Below are 16198 nucleotides of genomic sequence, written 5' to 3' on the forward strand. Positions count from 1 at the left end.
CCAACGGCGGTGTTGCTGCCCTCGCGCAGGCCCGGCGTTGTGTGCTTGTGCGGGAGCTCACGACGGAGGAATCGGCTCCGCGAGCCAGCGAATCAGCGCTTCACCTTCGAGATCGAGCAAGGCATCCTCGACCTCGCCCGGGCCGATAGCGCGGGCTCGCTCGACGATCAGGCGCTCCTCGTCGCTCGTCGGGCGCCTCCCGAGCCTCCGCGCAAAGAGGCGGCCGAGCAAAGCCGCGATCGCCTTCTGCTCCCCGCGCTGCTCTCCTCGCTGCTCCCCGCGTTGCTCGGCCTCGATGATCATCTCTCCGATGATCGGCGTGCGCCGGAGCAGCCCCTCTTCCTTGTCCTCCACCATGATGATCAGCTCCTTCAGCAGATTATGCTCCCAGGGGTCGATCGCCGCCATCACCAGCAGCGCCGTGTACAGCTCGGCCCGTTCCTCGGCGGCCTTCGCCCTCGCCTGGATCTCCGCGACGACCTCCCGCAGCGCCGCCGCCGACGCGTCCCGCGCGAGCGGGGCGAACACCAGCCAGAGCACGCTGCCTCGCGCCCGGAGCTCGCCGACCGTGCGCTGGTAGACGGCGTCGATCCGGAAGCGCGCGCCGCTGAACGGCCGCCCCGGCCAGGCGATGCGGCGATTCCCGGTCGCCGGCAAGCGCCGCCTGCGGCCCGACAGGACCACGGCGACGCTCTCGATCGGCGGCACCGGCTCGCCGGTGGCTTCGAGCCGGAGCGCGGCGAAGAGGAAGCCGAGGTACTCGAAGATGCGATCCGGAACGTCGTCGCGGAGCGCAAAGCAGAACTCGACGTGCAGCACCCGCGGCTCGCCGCCGACCCGCAGGCGCAGGGCCTTGTCGAGGCGGCGCTCGATGTTCGTGACCTGGCTGTCGACCCAGCCGAGGACCTGGATGGGGCGGGTCTCGGGGACGAGGGCGCGTACCAGGTCCTCGGGGCGCCTTCGGGCGAGGTGGCGCAAGGTGATGTCGGCGTCTCCCATGCGCGGCGCCCATGGCAGATCGTGTACCAGCGGTTCGGGAGGCTGAAATCCGGGGAATCCGCTATGTGGCGTGCGCATCGGGCAGGTGGCGGCGCCATGGCGGCGGCGGTGGCGCCACACGTACGGTCGCGCTCAACCTGGGTCGGGTCGCTCTGGTCGCTCAACCTGGGTCGGGTCGCTCAACCTCGGTCGGGTCGCCGTCACGACACCCGCCCGAGAGGATCGCGCCCCAGTAGATTTACTCATAATCATCAAAGTGGACCTGACTCGAACAGAATCAGGACGAGCGGGAACACCACAGCACGGCAATCAACAAGCTCCCTATCCCTCTCGTATCCACGACTTCGCTCGTGCTGGGCTGCGGGAGCAGCTCGTTCGATGAGGAGATCGCAGCCGACGACAGCCGCGCCACCCTGCTCCAAGTCGGCATGGACCGGCTGCACGCGGACGGCGTCCCAGCGACGATGGCTCTCGCGTCGCGGTCATCTCGCGCTCGACGCGGCGCGCGGACTCCACGCTCGACTGGTTCGTGGCGGCCAATGAGCTCCTCGACCGGTCATGTGCGAGGACGGAGCCTCCGGCGCGGGGCGGAGCCCGCCGCGGGCCATGTCGGCCATGCGGCCGGGTGCGCCCGCCCTGGCCTCTGGGACGCTGCATGGAGATACAGCCAACCACGAAGGCCCTGGAAGGCCCTGATGGATGGCCTGTGCGACGCAGCCCACCCTCTCCTCCGCCGCTCACAAATCGTCTGCGGAGGCCGACCATTTCGTGGTATCAGAGGGAGGAACCAGGGGGGGTCAATTTCCCGTGACAGAGCTGCCAGCTCACACTGTACGCGTCTGCTCGCTCACCGGCCGGTCGGAGTCGCCGACCGGGCGCAGGAGGCTCGTCCAGGCGTGCTGAGACCGGCAGAGATCCATGCAAGAGCAAGAAACGCCGCCTTCTGGGCTCGTCCTCATCGTAGACGACAACGCGGACAACCTGGACGTGCTGTCCAGCGCGCTCATCGCTGATGGCCTGGAGGTCGCCGTCGCGTGCGACGGTGAGGAGGCGATCGAGCTGGCCAGCCGAGCACAGCCTGATCTCATCTTGCTCGACGCGCTCATGCCCGGCCTCGGCGGCTTCGAGGCATGCCGGCGCATCAAGGCCGATCCGGCGATGCGGAGCATCCCCGTCGTGTTCATGACGGCGCTCGCCGAAGCGAAGTTCAGGGTCGAGGGCTTTCGCGCGGGCGCCGTGGACTATGTGACCAAGCCGTTCGAGAAGACCGAGCTCCTCGCGCGGGTGCACACCCAGGTCTCGCTCCGGCTCGCGACGCGGGCGCTCGAGCAGCAGAACACGAGGCTCTCGGAGGAGATCCGGGAGCGCGTCAGGGCCCAGGAGGCGCTGGCCGAGGCCGTGCGGATGCTGCGCGACACCAACGCACAGCTCTCACAGCAGCTGTTGCAGAGCGAGCGCGCCGAGGCGGCCAGGGGGGCGCTCCAGGAGCAGATCATCGCGGCCCAGCGGGAGCGGCTCCTCGAGCTCTCCGCGCCGCTCATCCCGATCATCGATGGCATCCTCGTGATGCCCCTCGTCGGCACGGTGGACGTCGAGCGCGCCAGGCAAGCTATCGAGACGGCGCTGCGCGGCGCGAGCGAGCGCGGCGCGGACCATCTCATCATCGACATCACCGGGGTCAAGACGGTCGATGAGACCGTCGCGCGCATGCTCCTCCAGGCGGCGATGGGGCTCTCTCTGCTCGGCACGCGGACGGTCGTCACCGGCATCCGCCCCGAGGTGGCGCAGACGCTCGTGGGGCTCGACCTGCACCTCGATCACCTCGTGACCAAGGGCACCCTGCAGTCGGGCGTGGAGCACGCGCTGCGCACCCGCCGTCGGGGCCAGCACAGGCGCGAGCCCTGATGGCGGGGGCGAATCCGTTGCTAGCCCGGCATCTCCGCCGGACCCGAAAGAGGAGCTGAACCGGGATGCATCTGAGAGACTACGCTGTGGGCGAGGTGCTGCACGAAGGGGCCGAGACGCGCGTGTGCCGCGCTGTCCATCGCCCCTCGGGCGACAGGGTGGTCCTCAAGCTCCCCGTGGCGGACGCGCCGAGCTCGCGCGTGACAGGGCGCATCCTGCACGAGCACCAGATCCTGACGCAGCTCGGGGCGGTGTCGGGGATCTCGCGGGCGCGGGAGCTCTTGCAGCACGACGGCACGGTCGGGCTGGTGCTCGAGGACCCCGGCTTCCGGTCGCTCGACCGCGTGCTCGCCGAGCGCGGGCGCTTGCCGGTGGAGGCGGGGCTGAGGCTGGGAGCGCTCCTCGCGCGGGTCCTCGAGGCCGTGCACGCGGCGGGCGTGACGCACAAGGACATCAAACCTCAGAACGTGCTGGTCGACGCGGCGTACACGCAGGTCGAGCTGCTCGATTTCGGCATCGCCTCGTCGCTGCCGCTGGAGGCGACGGCGGCGAGCATCCCTGAAGGGCTCGAGGGGACCCTCGCGTACATGTCACCGGAGCAGACGGGCCGCACGGCGCGGGCGCTCGACGCGCGCAGCGACCTCTACTCGCTCGGCGTGACGCTCTTCGAGGCGCTCTCGGGGCGGCTGCCGTTCACCGAGCGCGACCCGCTGGCGCTCGTGCACGCGCACCTGGCCAAGGAGCCCCCTGCCCTCGACGAGGTCGCCCCGGAGGTGCCTCCGGGCGTCGCGGCGATCGCGGAGAGGCTCCTCGCGAAGAACGTCGAGCGGCGCTACCAGACGGCCAGGGGGACGGCGGAGGACCTGGAGCGAGCGCTCCGGGCGTGGCGCGAGAGCGGCACGGTGGCGCGCTTCCCGCTCGGCAACAGGGATTTCTCGCACCGGCTGCGGCTGCCGGACGTCCTCGTCGGGCGAGAGCACGAGCGCGATCTGCTGGGCGCGTCCTTCGCCCGCGCCGCCGCGGGGGCGGCGGAGCTCGTGCTCATCGGCGGCCCGTCCGGCATCGGCAAGACGGCGCTGGTGCGCACCGTCTACAGGGACATCGCGAAGGCGAGGCGCGGGCTCTTGATCTCGGGCAAGCACGACCAGCTCGCGCGGTCGACGCCCTACGCGGCGATGGCGCAAGCATTCGGGGCGCTGATGCAGCAGTGGCTCGCGAGCCCGGAGCCGGTGCTCAGGGCATGGCAGGAGCGCATCAGGGTCGACGTGGGCGACAACGCGCGGCTCATCGCCGACGTGGTGCCGCAGCTCGACCTGATCATGGGCAAGCTCGCGCCGGTGCCGCCGGTGCAGGGCGAGCAGGTGCTCGCCCGCCAGCGGCTCACCTGGCTGAGCTTCGTGCGGGCGGTCACGACCCCGAACGCGCCGCTCGTGATGTTCCTCGACGACATGCAGTGGGCCGACAGCGCCACGCTGGAGATCCTGAAGACGCTGCTCACGGACGCGGAGCGGAGAGAGCTCCTGGTGATCGCGGCGTACCGCGACAACGAGGCGCCGCCCGAGCATCCGCTGTGGCAGCTCGTGGCGTCGGTGGAGGAGAGCGGGGCGAGGGTGTCGAGGATGTCGGTGCGCCCCTTGCCGGAGGAGCACGTGAGAGCGTGGGTGGCGCGGGCGCTGGACAGCGACGAGCCGCGGGCGGCGCCGCTCGCGCGGGTGCTGTCGCACAAGACGCGAGGAAACCCGTTCTTCATGGAGCAACTGCTGCTCTCCCTGCACCGGCAGGGCAAGGTGGTCAGAGACCCGGAGAGCGGCGCGTGGCGCTGGGGGCAAAAGGAGCTGGAGCAGGCGCAGGTCACCGACAACGTCGTCGCCCTCCTGACGGACAAGGTGCGCGAGATGCCCGAGGCGACCCAGCAGGTCCTGGGGCTCGCGGCGTGCGCGGGGCACACGTTCCACCTCCACGACCTGGAGCGGCTCAGCGGGTGGGAGCGCGCCCGGGTGACCGGGGCGCTGTGGCCGGCCCTGCAGGAGGAGCTGGTGGTGCCGGCCGACGGAGACTACCGGCACGCGCAGGCGCTGGGGCAGGCCGGAGGAGGAGCGCTCGACGCGGAGTACCGCTTCTTGCACGACCGCGTGCAACAGGCGAGCTACGAGCGGGTCGCGCCGGAGCAGCGCGTCCTCGCGCACCTGGAGATCGGCCGGCGGCTCCGGGCGCGCTACGGCGCGGAGGGGGGGACACCGCAAGAGCTCCTGCAGCTGGTGCGGCACCTGAACCTGGGCGCGGCGCGGATGGACTCCGCGGAGGAGCGCGAGGCGCTGGCGCGGCTGAACCTCGAGGCAGCGCGCGCCGCCAAGGCGGCGAGCTCGCACCGGCTCCTGGCGAGCCTCGCGGAGACGGCGCAGGCGTTGCTGGACGTGGACGGCGACGCGTGGAGCAAGGAGCCGGAGCTGTCCGCGCAGCTCGCGCTGGAGCGGCTCGACGCGGCCTTTCTGCTGCGGGAGTTCGACGACGTCGAGGCGCGGTCCGTACGGCTGCTCGCGATGCCGCTGCCGGCGCTCGCCCGGCTCTCGGTGCACGAGATGCGCGTGCGCAGCTGCCAGGCAGCAGGCCAGTTCGCGCGCGGGGTAGAGCTGGGGCTCGCCGCGCTCGCGGAGCAGGACATCGACTTTCCGGGCACGGACGAGGAGCGCGGCGCCGCGCTCCTCGAGGAGTCCGCCGAGCTGGATCGGTGGTTCGAGCGCGACCCGGACGCGTTCGATCGGATGCCCCTCGATCCATCCCCGGAGCACGTGCTCGTCGATGCGCTGACGATGCACCTCATGGTGTGCGCGGCGATCGGCGGTCACCCGATCCTGTCGGGGCTCGTGATCGTGCGCGCCGTGCTGAGGGTGCGGCGGCACGGCGTGCTCACGCCTGTCGCTCCGTTCATCATCGTCTGCTTCGCGAACGTGTGGTCGTTGACCAGGGGCATGTACCGCCGCGCCGCGTGCTGGGTCGGCCCGGGGGTGCGCGCGGCCGAGCGGGTCGCGTCGCCCTTCCTGGCAGAGTGCCTGTCGTTCCAGGGGCAGTACACGGCCTACTCCCGCCCCGCGGACGAGATGGGGCCCATCTTCGAGCGAACCTGCGCGACAGGCCTGAAGGTCGGCTCGTTCCAGGGGACGAGCTGGGGCCTCGAGGGCGACCTGTTCTATTACCGGGTGTGGCGCGGCCAGCCGCTCGGGCAGATCGAGGCGCACCGGGCGGCGCGCTCGGGGCTCGTGCAGCGCGCGGGGACCGCGCTCGGGGCTCACTATTTCGAGGCGATCGCCTCGTGGTGCGGCGCCCTGACGGCCGCGGGCGGCGCGGGGAGGCTCCGGTCGGAGGAGCCGTTTTCACGAGGGTCGCGCTCCCTCCTGGCCGACGGGGACGGGATGGCGGCCGAGCTGGCGCGCATCCTCGAGGCGCACCTGTTCATCGTGGCCGGCGCGTACCCGATGGCGCTCTCGCGGGCCCGCGAGGCAGAGCAGTTTCGCATGTCGATCTTCGGCTTTCCGCCGGTGACCGACGTACCGCTCTGGCTCGCGCTCGCGGCCGCGAAGCGCTGGCCGGAGGCGGCGGACGCGGAGGAGCAAGCCAGGCTCCGCGAAGAGATCGAGCAAGGCCTCGCGCGGCTGAGGTACTTCGCCGAGGGGAGCGCGCACAACTTCCTGCACAAGCTGCGCCTCCTCGAGGCCGAGGACGCCCGCGTGCAGGGCAGGACCGACGAGGCCATGGCCAGGTACGACGAGGCCATCGAGCTGGCTCGCGCGCAGCGCTTCGTGCACATCGAGGCCCTCGCCGCGCAGCTCTGCGCCGAGTTCCACCTCGCGGCGGGCCGGAGCCGCGTCGCCGCGCTGTACCTGCGCGAGGCCAGGGACGCCTACCTCCGCTGGGACGCGCACGCCGTGGTGGCCCACCTGGAGGCGAGGTGGCCCGCCCTGCTCCGCGCGCCTGCCCAGCCGTCTACCGCGGAGCGCCGCCTCACGACGGGCGTCGCCACGCTGACCACCACGGGCGGCACCGGCGGCGCGCAGCTCGACGTGAACACCGCGGTGCGCGCGGCGCAGGCGCTGTCGAGCGAGCTCGACCCGGAGCGGGTCGTCGGCCGGCTGATGGAGCTCGTGCTGGAGAGCGCGGGGGCGCAGCGCGGCGTCCTGTTGCTTGTCTCGGGAGGAGAGCTCTCGGTCGTGGCGCGGCTCTCGGTGGAGGGAGGCCGGATCGAGACGGGCCTCTCCGAGCCGCTCTCGCGGAGCTGCGAGGTGGCGAGCACGGTCGCGCATTACGTGGCGCGCACGAGCGAGCCGGTCGTGGTGGACGACGCCAGGGCCGACGCCCGCTTCGCGGCCGATCCGTACCTGGCCTCGCGCGCCGTCCTCTCGCTCCTGGCGCTGCCGCTGTCGCACCGAGGGCGCCTCCTCGGCGTGCTCTACCTCGAGCACCGCGAGGTGCCTGCGGCGTTCCCCGAGCGGCGGGTAGAGCTCCTGTCGGTGCTCGCCGCGCAGGCCGCCATCGCCGTGGAGAACGCCCTCCTCTACCGGGATCTGGAGGACAAGATCAAGGAGCGCACCGTCGAGCTCCGCGTCGCCAAGGAGGCGGCGGAGCGCGCCAGCCAGGCCAAGAGCGACTTTCTCTCCAGCATGAGCCACGAGCTGCGCACTCCGCTCAACGGGATCATGGGCTATGCTCAGCTCCTGGAGCGATCACCCGATATCCAGCCGGCGTGGCGCGACGGGCTGCACGTCATCCAGAAATCGAGCGAGCACCTGCTCTCGCTCATCAACGACCTGCTGCACCTGGCCAAGATCGAGGCGGGCAAGATGGACTCTGTCCTGACGGAGTTCCGGCTGCCCGCGCTCGTGCGCACGGTGGCCGACCTGTGCCGGGTGCGCGCCGAGGCGAAGGGGATCACGTTCGCCCATGAGGCGCGCGGCCCCGCGCTCCAGGCGGTCCGCGCCGACGAGAAGCGGCTGATGCAGGTGCTCTTGAACCTCCTCGGCAACGCCATCAAGTTCACCGAGCGGGGGAGCGTGTCCCTCCATGTCGAGGCGCTGGAGGAGAGCGTCCCTGCGGGGCGGCTCGTGCGCTTCCGCGTCGAGGACACGGGTCCCGGGATCGCCCCGGAGCACCTGTCGCGCATCTTCGAGCCGTTCGAGCAGGTGGGCGCGCAGAGCGCGAGGAGCGAGGGCACGGGGCTCGGCCTCGCGATCACGAAGAAGCTCGTGGAGCAGATGGGCGGCGCGATCGAGGTACGGAGCGAGGTGGGCGCGGGCAGCGCCTTCACGGTGACGCTCCCGCTGGCCGAGGCGCAATCCGAGGCGCGATCGACGGCGAGCCAGGGCGAGGCCCGTGGGTGGGACACGATCGTGGGCTATCGGGGGGAGCGCCGCACGATACTCATCGTGGACGACAACGCCCACAATCGCGCCGTGGCGCGCGGGTTCCTCGGCCCGCTCGGCTTCGACCTCCATGAAGCGGACAGCGGGGAAGCGGCGCTGCGCATGGCTGCCCTGCACGCGCCGGCGCTCATCCTGATGGACGTGTACATGCGGGGCATGGATGGCCACGAGACCACGCGCCGACTCCGGCTCATGCCCGAGCTGCAGGGGGTCGTCATCCTGGCCTCGTCGGCGAGCGTATCCGAGGCCGAGCAGCAAGCGTGCGCCCGCGCCGGATGTGATGATTTCCTGCCCAAGCCCCTCCACGCGAGCGCGCTCCTGGACAGGATCTCGCGCTTGCTGGGCATCGAGTGGCTCCGCCGCGAAGAGTCGCCCGCTCGGGGTGCGTCGGCAGAGGAGACCACGGGGAGCGGGCCCCTCGCGCCTCCGCCGACCGACGAGCTGGCGCTGCTGTCGACGCTCGCGAACAAGGGGCTTGTCCACAAGATCCTGGAAGAGGCGGAGCGGATAAGGCAGAACGACCCGCGACTCAGGCCCTGGCTCGATCAGCTCACGGCGCTCGCGCGCGGCTACCAGACCCGGAAGCTGCGGGAGTTCGTCAGCGCGTACACGCCGGGCGCCGCGGCCCGGGTCGACGGCCAGGCAGAGCCGCAGAGCTCGACGTAGATCGCCGGTGGGGCTCAGATCGCTCGGCGCTGAGCGGCGGTGGTGGCGCAGGCAGCGGTGAGCCCAACCTGCGGCCGTGATCCCGGTCCTGGTCGCAGCGCCCCGAAGAGCCGGATGCGGGAACTCTCTCGCGGTTACGTGCGCTGCGGAGTCTTCGCTGTCAAGGCTCACCGTCGCGCGCGCGCAGCCGCGCGGCGAGCTCCGGGACTTGCGCCCGGATGCCCTCGACGACGAGCTCGGCGAACACCCTTGCCCCCTCCTCGTTCGAGTGCGTGGCGTCGCCGTCCACGTAGAAGGCTCTGGCCCGTGCTCGCCCGATGCTGTCCACCCACGCGGCGCTGGCGGTCATCAGGTCGATGAAGGGGATCCCCTTGTCGCGCGCGATCTGGAGCAGCACCTGCCGGACATTCAGATCGTTATAGATGTGCTGTCGCTCGAGCGGGTCACCGTTGTTCCTCACCATGGGTGACACCAGCACCGGGTTGGCGCGCGCGCTCTTCGTCGCGTCGACGATCCCCTCGATGCGCGAGCGATACGTCGCCCCGGGCGTCGTCTTGTCGTTGTGGCCGAGCTGGACGAACACGTAGTCGCCGGCCTTCAGGCCTCTCGAGATGCGATCCCACAGGACGCCACCGTCGGTCCGGAACGCCGCCGTGCCCTCGCCGGAGTCCGCGTAGTTCGTGACGGAGATCCCGGGACCGAAGAACGCGGGCAGCCGCTGTCCCCAGCCCGTGAAGCGAGCATGCGGCTCCTGGTCCAGCTGAGGAGCCTGGTCGCATACCGTCGAGTCGCCCGCGAGATAAACGACGACGGTCGATGAGTCCGCGGGCGCCACGCTGACGCCTCGCAGGTCGGGGGCCTCCCCGCCGATCCACAAGTTCAACCCATCGATCCCGGGGTCGACGTCCTGGATGGGCTGTCCCTCCGGCTTTCGCACGTTGACGGTGAACCTCACGCACTGCGGATCGTCCGCTGGTGAGCCTTCCCAAAAAAAGCGCCGCGACTCCGCCGTGACCACCGTCTTGCCGCCCACGAGCAGGGTGACGTCGTAGTCGCCCGTGGGCCCGCCGAACGAGCAGGTCAGGGCCTCGCCTCCGGAGCAGCGCGCGAGGAGAGCGGGATCGAACGCCGGAGGCGCCGTGCAGTCTCCCCCCGCGATGCCCCCGGCTCCGGTGGCGCCTCCCGCGCCCTCTCCGTCGCCGCCGTCTCCTCCGCCCGACGTGATCCCGCTGGACGCGGCCCCGCCGCTGCCCGCGGCAGGCGCGCCGCCCGCCTCGCCGGGCGTGCCGCCGCTGGACGCGGCTCCACCGCTGCCCGCGGCAGGCGCGCCGCCCGCCTCGCCGGGCGTGCCACCTTGCCCCTGAGCAGCGTCACTCCCACAGCCGACGGCCAAGCCGAGGACCGCCCAGAAGATCGCGAAACACGGAACGACGGCAGCTTGATGCACCGATTCTCTCCTTTCCCCCGCGTCGAGGTACGCAGTCCAAGTGAACCGAGGTTCCTCTGATCAATCACGGGTCGATCAAGTTTTCTGGAGGCTCGAAACGATCGCTTCCGAAGGTATTTTTGCGCTGAGGAAGGAAATACAAGGCCGGGCTCGACCTCGATTGGAGCGACCTGAAACAGAAGGCGGCGGCGATTCAGATCCTTCGCCGCGCTCTTCGCGGAGACGGGACGGCAGATCATGCCCTTCTCTCCGGAAGGCTTCCCGAAGACGCTCGACGGGCGCGCCGCCCTCTTCAATCAGTACCGGAGCATGGCAGACAACTTCGCCAGCATGCGGTTTCCCGGTCTCGTCATCCACGACATGGTCGATCCCTCTCGGTTCTTCGTGACTTACCGTGGCGAGATCCGCCTCAGGTCCGGCGGCTCCTACGACAACACCTACGCCGGTCTATTCGTGATCCGGGACGGGCAGATCGCGGAGTATCATGAATACTTCGATCCCATCGTCCTTCAGCGCGCCTTCGGAGACGCGCTCGGCGCGAGCTACGACGTGGGTCGCTGAGCGGTGCCTCACCGCTGCTCGCCGACCCAGGCGCGCAGGACGGCGCGGTAGCGGGCGGGGTCGCTGCGCTGCAGGCGTCCGTGGTCCGCCCCGGGGAAGCGCTCGAGGCGAGCCGGGCCCGGCACCGCCTCCGCGATGTCGCGCGCCTCCGCGAGTGTGGCGTGCGCGTCCGCGTCGCCCGCCAGCAGGAGCACGGGCGTGGAGGACGGCAGGTCGCGCGCGGCGTCCACCGGCCGCAGCCGCGCCGGGTCGACCGGGAGCGCGACGGACCCCCACGGCCACAGGACGGCGAACGCCGCCGGCGCGAGGGGTCCGAGCCGCATGTCCAGCCGGTTGCGCACGGCGGTCTCGAGGTCGCGGTAAGGCGACTCGAGCAGGTACCCGTCCACGCGCCCGGCGACCTCCTTCGCAGCGTAGAGCGCCGCGGCCGCGCCGAGCGACGTGCCGAAGACGCGGCGGCGGCGGTCCGGCAGCTCGCGCTCCAGGAACGCGACGCCCGCGCGCACGTCGCTGGCCGCGCTCCAGCCGATGTCGTTGACGTCCCCTTCCGAGTCGCCGTGCGCGCGCAGGCTCAGCGCGAGGACGCAGGTGCCGTCCTCCGCGAGGACATCGAGCGCGTCGCGCAGGCCCGTGCGGCTCGACCCGTTGCCGTGCAGGGCGAGGACGCACGCGCTCCCCGCGTCGCCGCGGCGGAGCCAGCCGCCGAGGCGCAGGCCGTCCTCGGCCGTCAGGGACACGGCCTCCCACCCCGCCAGCGGGGGCTCGGCGAAGGGCGGCGCCGCGCGGCGGGTGAGCCCGCGCGCCACCAGCGCGCCGCTCACACCCCAGGCGAGGGTCAGGGCGGCCAGGGACAGGAGCGCGAGGCGGACGGGGCGGCGCATGGTGACCCATGGGTAGCCCATCTCCCGGAGAAAAGAGAGCCAGAACACTGCTTCACGTTCGCTCCCGGGCGCAGGTCACGTATCACCGGCTCATCAACCGGTGACGGGCACGTTCATCGGGGCTGAAGCTGGGCTGCCTTTCGCAGGGCTGCTCCGGCGTCTCCCCGGGTGCGCCAAAAAAATCACGCGGAGGCTCGCGGAGCCCTGCCGTGCAGATCGCCATACCGATTGCAAACGAATTCCTTTCGTGACGCGCGATCGACGAGCCGGCGCGCGTCCTGTGTCCTGGGGGTAGAGGAGCGATTCACATGAACAAGAACACGAGCTCACGCATCCAATGGACCGCGGCCATCGTCCTTGGAGCTGCCCTGGGGATACCCGGCACCAGCCATGGTGCGGCGGGCCCGATCCACGCTTCCGACATCGACGTGGCCGAGCTGACGGTCTCGAAGATCATGAAGGCCTACAGGCACAGGCGTTACACCGCAGAGGCCTTGACCCAGGCCTACCTCGACAGGATCGAGCAGTACGAGGAGTCCTACAACGCCTTCACGTTCCTGAACCCGAGCGCGCTCGAGCAAGCGCGTGAGATCGACAGGAGGCGAAGGAATGGAGAGGCGCTCGGCCCCCTGGCGGGCATCCCCGTGGTCATCAAGGAGTCCATGGACTTCGTCGGCTCGCCGTCGACGGCAGGCTGGGCTCCCCTCAGCTCCCAGGCGGGCGGCGTCGATCTGTTCCCGATCAAGAACGCCGTCGTCGTCGATCGGCTGATCGCCGCGGGCGCCATCATCCTCGGGAAGACCAACATCCCGGCGTTCAGCGACGACGGGACCCGCGCCAACAGCAGCTGGGCAGGCCCCACGTACAACGCCGTGGACAGGGACCTGGCGCCGGGCGCGAGCAGCAGCGGGACGGCGACGGCGGTGGCCGCCAACTTCGCGGTGCTCGGCCTCGCGGAAGAGACGGGCGGCTCCATCCAGAACCCCGCGGCCGCTCAGAGCCTCGTCGGGATCAAGCCGACGTTCGCCCTCGTCCCCACGACGGGCATCGTGCCGCTGGCGGGCAGCACGCGGGACGTGGCAGGGCCCATCGCGAGGACCGTCCTCGACGCCGCCCTGGTCATGGACGTCCTCGCCGGCTACAGCCCGGAGGATCCCAAGACCAGCGCTTCCAATGGGCACCTGCCCGCGCACGGATACACGAGCCAGCTGAGCAAGACCGCCCTCCACGGGAAGCGGATCGGCCTGTACGGCCCGGGGTGGCGCCTCAGCGATCTGTCGCCGGAGACGCAGGACCTGTACGAGCGCGCCATCGAGGAGCTCGAGGTCCAGGGCGCGACCGTCGTGGAAGATCCCTTCGCCGGCAGCGGCTTCGCCGAGCTGGCCTTGCCCGGCGAGCCCTACGACTTCCGAGGAACGGAGTCGGCCGCCCACGACTTCCAGAGCTACCTCGCAGGGCTGACGTTCAACGGCGACGTGGTGGGCACGATCGACGAGCTCGCGCTCATCACCGGGATCTCTCCGTTCCAGCCGGACGGCGGCCCGCTGTCCTGGTACGTCGACGCGCTCCCTGTGCTGGCGGACTCGCTGCTCCACCCCGAAGATCTGCCCGACCTGTCCGGCTTCTGGGCCCTGCGAGGCCAGTACCTGGGCATCTTCGACGCCGTGATGGCGGCGCACGATCTGGATGCCCTCGTGTTTCCCCAGACCTACGAGGCGGTACCAGAGCTGTTCAGCGCTGAGACCTATGCCGCGACCACGGAGTCGGCGATCAACATCGCCGGCTTGCCCGGGGTCGTCGTGCCTGCCGGCCAGTACGTTGGCGGGGCCCCGTTCGGCCTGATCTTCGTCGGCCCGCTCTGGAGCGAGCCCCGCCTGCTCGGGTACGCTTACGATTACGAGTGGGCGACCCGGCACCGGATCGAGGCTGACCTGACCCTGTAGCGAGCCCGGCGGCGGCTCAGTGCCCGGCGCCTTCGCGCGCGGCGCTCACCGCCGGCGCCTCCCCTGCCCTCCTGCCGAGGAAGAGCAGCGCGACGTACGTGAGCGCGCAGGCCACCATGCTGCCGAACACCAGCAGCGGCAGCGAGTAGGCCAGCCTGTCCAGGCCCACCCCCTCGATCAGCTTCCCGGTCATGGCCGGCAGGACCATGCCGCCGAGGCTGTCGCCGACGAGCACCAGCCCGGTCACGAACGCCGTCATGGGCACGATCTGCCCCGTGAGCGTGAAGCCGCTCGGCCAGAGCGGCGCCATGAAGAGCCCGAGCCCGATCGAGACACCCCACAGCATCGCGCTCGAGGACGGCAGGAACAGCATCAGCGCGGACAGCAGGAGGCAGCCGGCCAGCGCGCCGGGGATGACCTGCCGCGGCGTGAAGCGGATCGCCACCGGGATCGAGATCAGCCTCCCGATCGTGAACGAGAACCAGAACGCCGAGGTGAGATAGGCCGCCCCCGCCGCCGAGACGACGCCCAGCGTGAGGGCATAGGTGTAGATCCAGCTCCCGAACGAGATCTCCCCCCCGACATAGGCGAACAGGTACAGCACCGCGACGAACACCGGGAGGAGGCGCAGCGAGCGATCCTGCGCTCCGGCATCCTTCCCGGCCTTCTCCTGCGGCTCGGGACAGTGTCGCATCAGGAGCACGCTCACCGCGATGAGGGCCGAGAAGAGGGCCACGGCCCAGTACACCGCGCGGTAGCCGCCCCAGGCGCCCGGGACGCGCGCCACGAGGAGCGGCGACACGAACGCGCCCAGCCCGAAGCAGAAGTGCAGCCCGTTCATGTAGGGGCTGACCTTCTCCCTGTGCGTCCACAGGAGCAGCGCGTTCGCGCCCGTGTTGACCAGCCCCTCCAGGACACCCCGGCAGAACGCCAGGACCACGAGGAGCCATAGCCACGGGACCGCCGGGATGGCAGCGAGGCACGCGGCAGCGGCCAGGTGCGCTCCCCCGAGCAGGGTGTGCCCGTGCACGCGATCGAACAGCTTGCCGCCCCAGAGCGTACCGAGCGTGTAGCCGACCCCGCCGCCGAGGAAGATCGAGCCCATGTCCCCGACGCTGGAGCCCGTCTGCCGCGCGAGGTCCGGCAGGGTCGGCCCGGTGATCGCCGTGATGAGGCCCAGACAGATGAAGAGCGCGTAGTAGCCGGCGGTCTGGCGAAGCGCCTTGTCGCTCCACCGGCTCGGGAGCGAACGCTCCTCCAGGGTTGCAGTGCTCATCGTTTCACTCCCTTGCCCCATGCAGGGGCTCGTGCGCGAGGCCCGGCGCGGCCGGGCATCCGGTGGAATCGTCAGCCCGCGGGCCGCGCTCCTGCGACTGCTGCGCGCGCTCCAGCGCTCGCTGCGCGCGCTCCTGCTCGTGCTGGTGCTGAGTGCGCCACGACTCGAAGACCAGCGCCTGGACCGCCGAGAGGACCAGGACGGAGACGTCGGTGTTCACGTAAAGCCAGATGAACCCCAGCCCGAGGCCGCGCACGAGCAGGGCCACCCCCGCCCCGACCGCGATGTTGCCGCCCCAGAACAGGAGGCACGCGCCCACGAGGCGGATCGCGCGCCGGAGCGCGGCCGGGACGAGGCCGGCGCGCATCCCCAGGCGGCGCCCCGCCGCGTAGGCGGCGCCGGATGTCGCCGCGACGACGGCCAGGATGTAGAGCGAGTCCGACATCGCTACACCTGCCCGCGGAGCCTGTAGAGAGCGCGCGCCGCGAGCTCCTGGAGCAGCCCGCCGATCGCCGAGAGGCGCTCTCCCGGCGTGTTCGAGGCAGGCGCCCCCTCGGGGACGGGCGCGGCGAGGACCTCGAAGCCCGCGCGCTCGAAGAACCGGCGCGCCCGCCAGACGCGGTGCGCGCCGGTGACGAGCAGGATCCTCCTCGCGCCCCTGGGCAGCAGGAGCTCCGCGCTGCGCTGCGCCTCCACCGCGGTCGTCAGCCCCCGCGGCTCGGTGAGGACGGCCGACGCGGGGACGCCGAGGCCCTCGGCGAGGCGGGCGCGCGACGCGGCCTCGCTGGCCGCCCCGTTGCGGCTGCCGAGCATCAGCACGAGCGGCGCGCGCCCCTGCCTGTACAGCGCGACCGCCTCGGTGGCGCGCCGGAGGGAGTCCTCCGGGAGCCGCCCGTCCGGATCGACGTCCGAGCCGAGGACGACCACGGCGTCGGCCTGGCCGGCGTCGGGCGCCGACGAAAGCCAGCGATCGAGCGGCGCGGCCACCGGGGTGAACGCGGCCACGGCGAAGGCCGCCAGCCCGGCCATACCGGCGGCCGTGCTCAGGCGGTCCCACGCTCTTGCCATGCGCATGCAGTCGGATCCCGGAAGCAGCCCCTGCGTCT

10 protein-coding genes and 1 pseudogene are annotated in these 16198 nt (G+C 71.2%); 5 read left to right on the forward strand and 6 right to left on the reverse strand.

Annotation, left to right across the window (positions count from 1 at the left end; all coding sequences use genetic code 11):
* Positions 1–57: 57 nt before the first annotated feature.
* Positions 58–999, reverse strand: a complete 942-nt coding sequence (locus WME89_RS25035; RefSeq protein WP_438011591.1) for a hypothetical protein — start codon at positions 997–999, stop codon at positions 58–60.
* A gap of 11 nt (positions 1000–1010) precedes the next feature.
* Here WME89_RS25035 and WME89_RS25040 point away from each other — a divergent pair, with 11 nt between their 5' ends.
* The 3 genes from WME89_RS25040 to WME89_RS25050 all read left to right on the forward strand — a co-directional run bounded on the left by WME89_RS25040 (position 1011) and on the right by WME89_RS25050 (position 8984).
* Complete coding sequence (locus tag WME89_RS25040) at positions 1011–1235, forward strand: DUF3459 domain-containing protein (protein WP_438011592.1); 225 nt, start codon at positions 1011–1013, stop codon at positions 1233–1235.
* A gap of 682 nt (positions 1236–1917) precedes the next feature.
* On the forward strand, positions 1918–2904 hold the full coding sequence (locus WME89_RS25045) for a response regulator (RefSeq protein WP_438011593.1): 987 nt from the start codon (positions 1918–1920) through the stop codon (positions 2902–2904).
* A 65-nt stretch (positions 2905–2969) separates the two neighbouring features.
* Positions 2970–8984: an AAA family ATPase gene (locus WME89_RS25050; RefSeq protein ID WP_438011594.1), complete on the forward strand. Its 6015-nt coding sequence runs from the start codon at positions 2970–2972 to the stop codon at positions 8982–8984.
* A gap of 160 nt (positions 8985–9144) precedes the next feature.
* On the opposite strand, the gene WME89_RS25055 is transcribed toward WME89_RS25050, so the two are convergent.
* On the reverse strand, positions 9145–10431 hold the full coding sequence (locus WME89_RS25055; RefSeq protein ID WP_438011595.1) for a rhamnogalacturonan acetylesterase: 1287 nt from the start codon (positions 10429–10431) through the stop codon (positions 9145–9147).
* A 195-nt stretch (positions 10432–10626) separates the two neighbouring features.
* Between WME89_RS25055 and WME89_RS25060 the strand changes: the two are divergent.
* Positions 10627–10992 (forward strand): annotated as a pseudogene (locus tag WME89_RS25060) (nuclear transport factor 2 family protein); the annotation flags it as partial.
* An 8-nt stretch (positions 10993–11000) separates the two neighbouring features.
* Here the strand turns inward: WME89_RS25060 and WME89_RS25065 are convergent.
* A complete protein-coding gene (locus tag WME89_RS25065) occupies positions 11001–11921 on the reverse strand; it encodes an alpha/beta hydrolase (RefSeq protein ID WP_438011596.1) in 921 nt (306 codons plus the stop codon).
* A gap of 260 nt (positions 11922–12181) precedes the next feature.
* Here WME89_RS25065 and WME89_RS25070 point away from each other — a divergent pair, with 260 nt between their 5' ends.
* On the forward strand, positions 12182–13816 hold the full coding sequence (locus WME89_RS25070; RefSeq protein WP_438011597.1) for an amidase: 1635 nt from the start codon (positions 12182–12184) through the stop codon (positions 13814–13816).
* A gap of 16 nt (positions 13817–13832) precedes the next feature.
* Here WME89_RS25070 and WME89_RS25075 read toward each other — a convergent pair whose 3' ends face one another.
* The 3 genes from WME89_RS25075 to WME89_RS25085 are packed head-to-tail and all read right to left on the reverse strand — an operon-like array spanning position 13833 to position 16166.
* Positions 13833–15092 (reverse strand): MFS transporter, encoded by a 1260-nt coding sequence (locus tag WME89_RS25075; protein WP_438011598.1) that lies wholly within the window; start codon positions 15090–15092, stop codon positions 13833–13835.
* 4 nt (positions 15093–15096) lie between these two features.
* Positions 15097–15537 (reverse strand): hypothetical protein, encoded by a 441-nt coding sequence (locus WME89_RS25080; RefSeq protein WP_438011599.1) that lies wholly within the window; start codon positions 15535–15537, stop codon positions 15097–15099.
* Between the two features lie 2 nt (positions 15538–15539).
* On the reverse strand, positions 15540–16166 hold the full coding sequence (locus WME89_RS25085) for a YdcF family protein (RefSeq protein WP_438011600.1): 627 nt from the start codon (positions 16164–16166) through the stop codon (positions 15540–15542).
* Positions 16167–16198: the final 32 nt, after the last annotated feature.

The sequence above is a fragment of the Sorangium sp. So ce321 genome (assembly GCF_051530195.1).
Classification (GTDB): domain Bacteria; phylum Myxococcota_A; class Polyangia; order Polyangiales; family Polyangiaceae; genus Sorangium.

Excerpts from the sequence above, each read along its gene's own strand:
- WME89_RS25035 (WP_438011591.1), bottom strand. The coding sequence starts at position 999 with ATGGGAGACGCCGACATCACCTTGCGCCACCTCGCCCGAAGGCGCCCC.
- WME89_RS25040 (WP_438011592.1), top strand. The coding sequence starts at position 1,011 with ATGGCAGATCGTGTACCAGCGGTTCGGGAGGCTGAAATCCGGGGAATC.
- WME89_RS25045 (WP_438011593.1), top strand. The coding sequence starts at position 1,918 with ATGCAAGAGCAAGAAACGCCGCCTTCTGGGCTCGTCCTCATCGTAGAC.
- WME89_RS25050 (WP_438011594.1), top strand. The coding sequence starts at position 2,970 with ATGCATCTGAGAGACTACGCTGTGGGCGAGGTGCTGCACGAAGGGGCC.
- WME89_RS25070 (WP_438011597.1), top strand. The coding sequence starts at position 12,182 with ATGAACAAGAACACGAGCTCACGCATCCAATGGACCGCGGCCATCGTC.
- WME89_RS25075 (WP_438011598.1), bottom strand. The coding sequence starts at position 15,092 with ATGAGCACTGCAACCCTGGAGGAGCGTTCGCTCCCGAGCCGGTGGAGC.
- WME89_RS25080 (WP_438011599.1), bottom strand. The coding sequence starts at position 15,537 with ATGTCGGACTCGCTCTACATCCTGGCCGTCGTCGCGGCGACATCCGGC.
- WME89_RS25085 (WP_438011600.1), bottom strand. The coding sequence starts at position 16,166 with ATGCGCATGGCAAGAGCGTGGGACCGCCTGAGCACGGCCGCCGGTATG.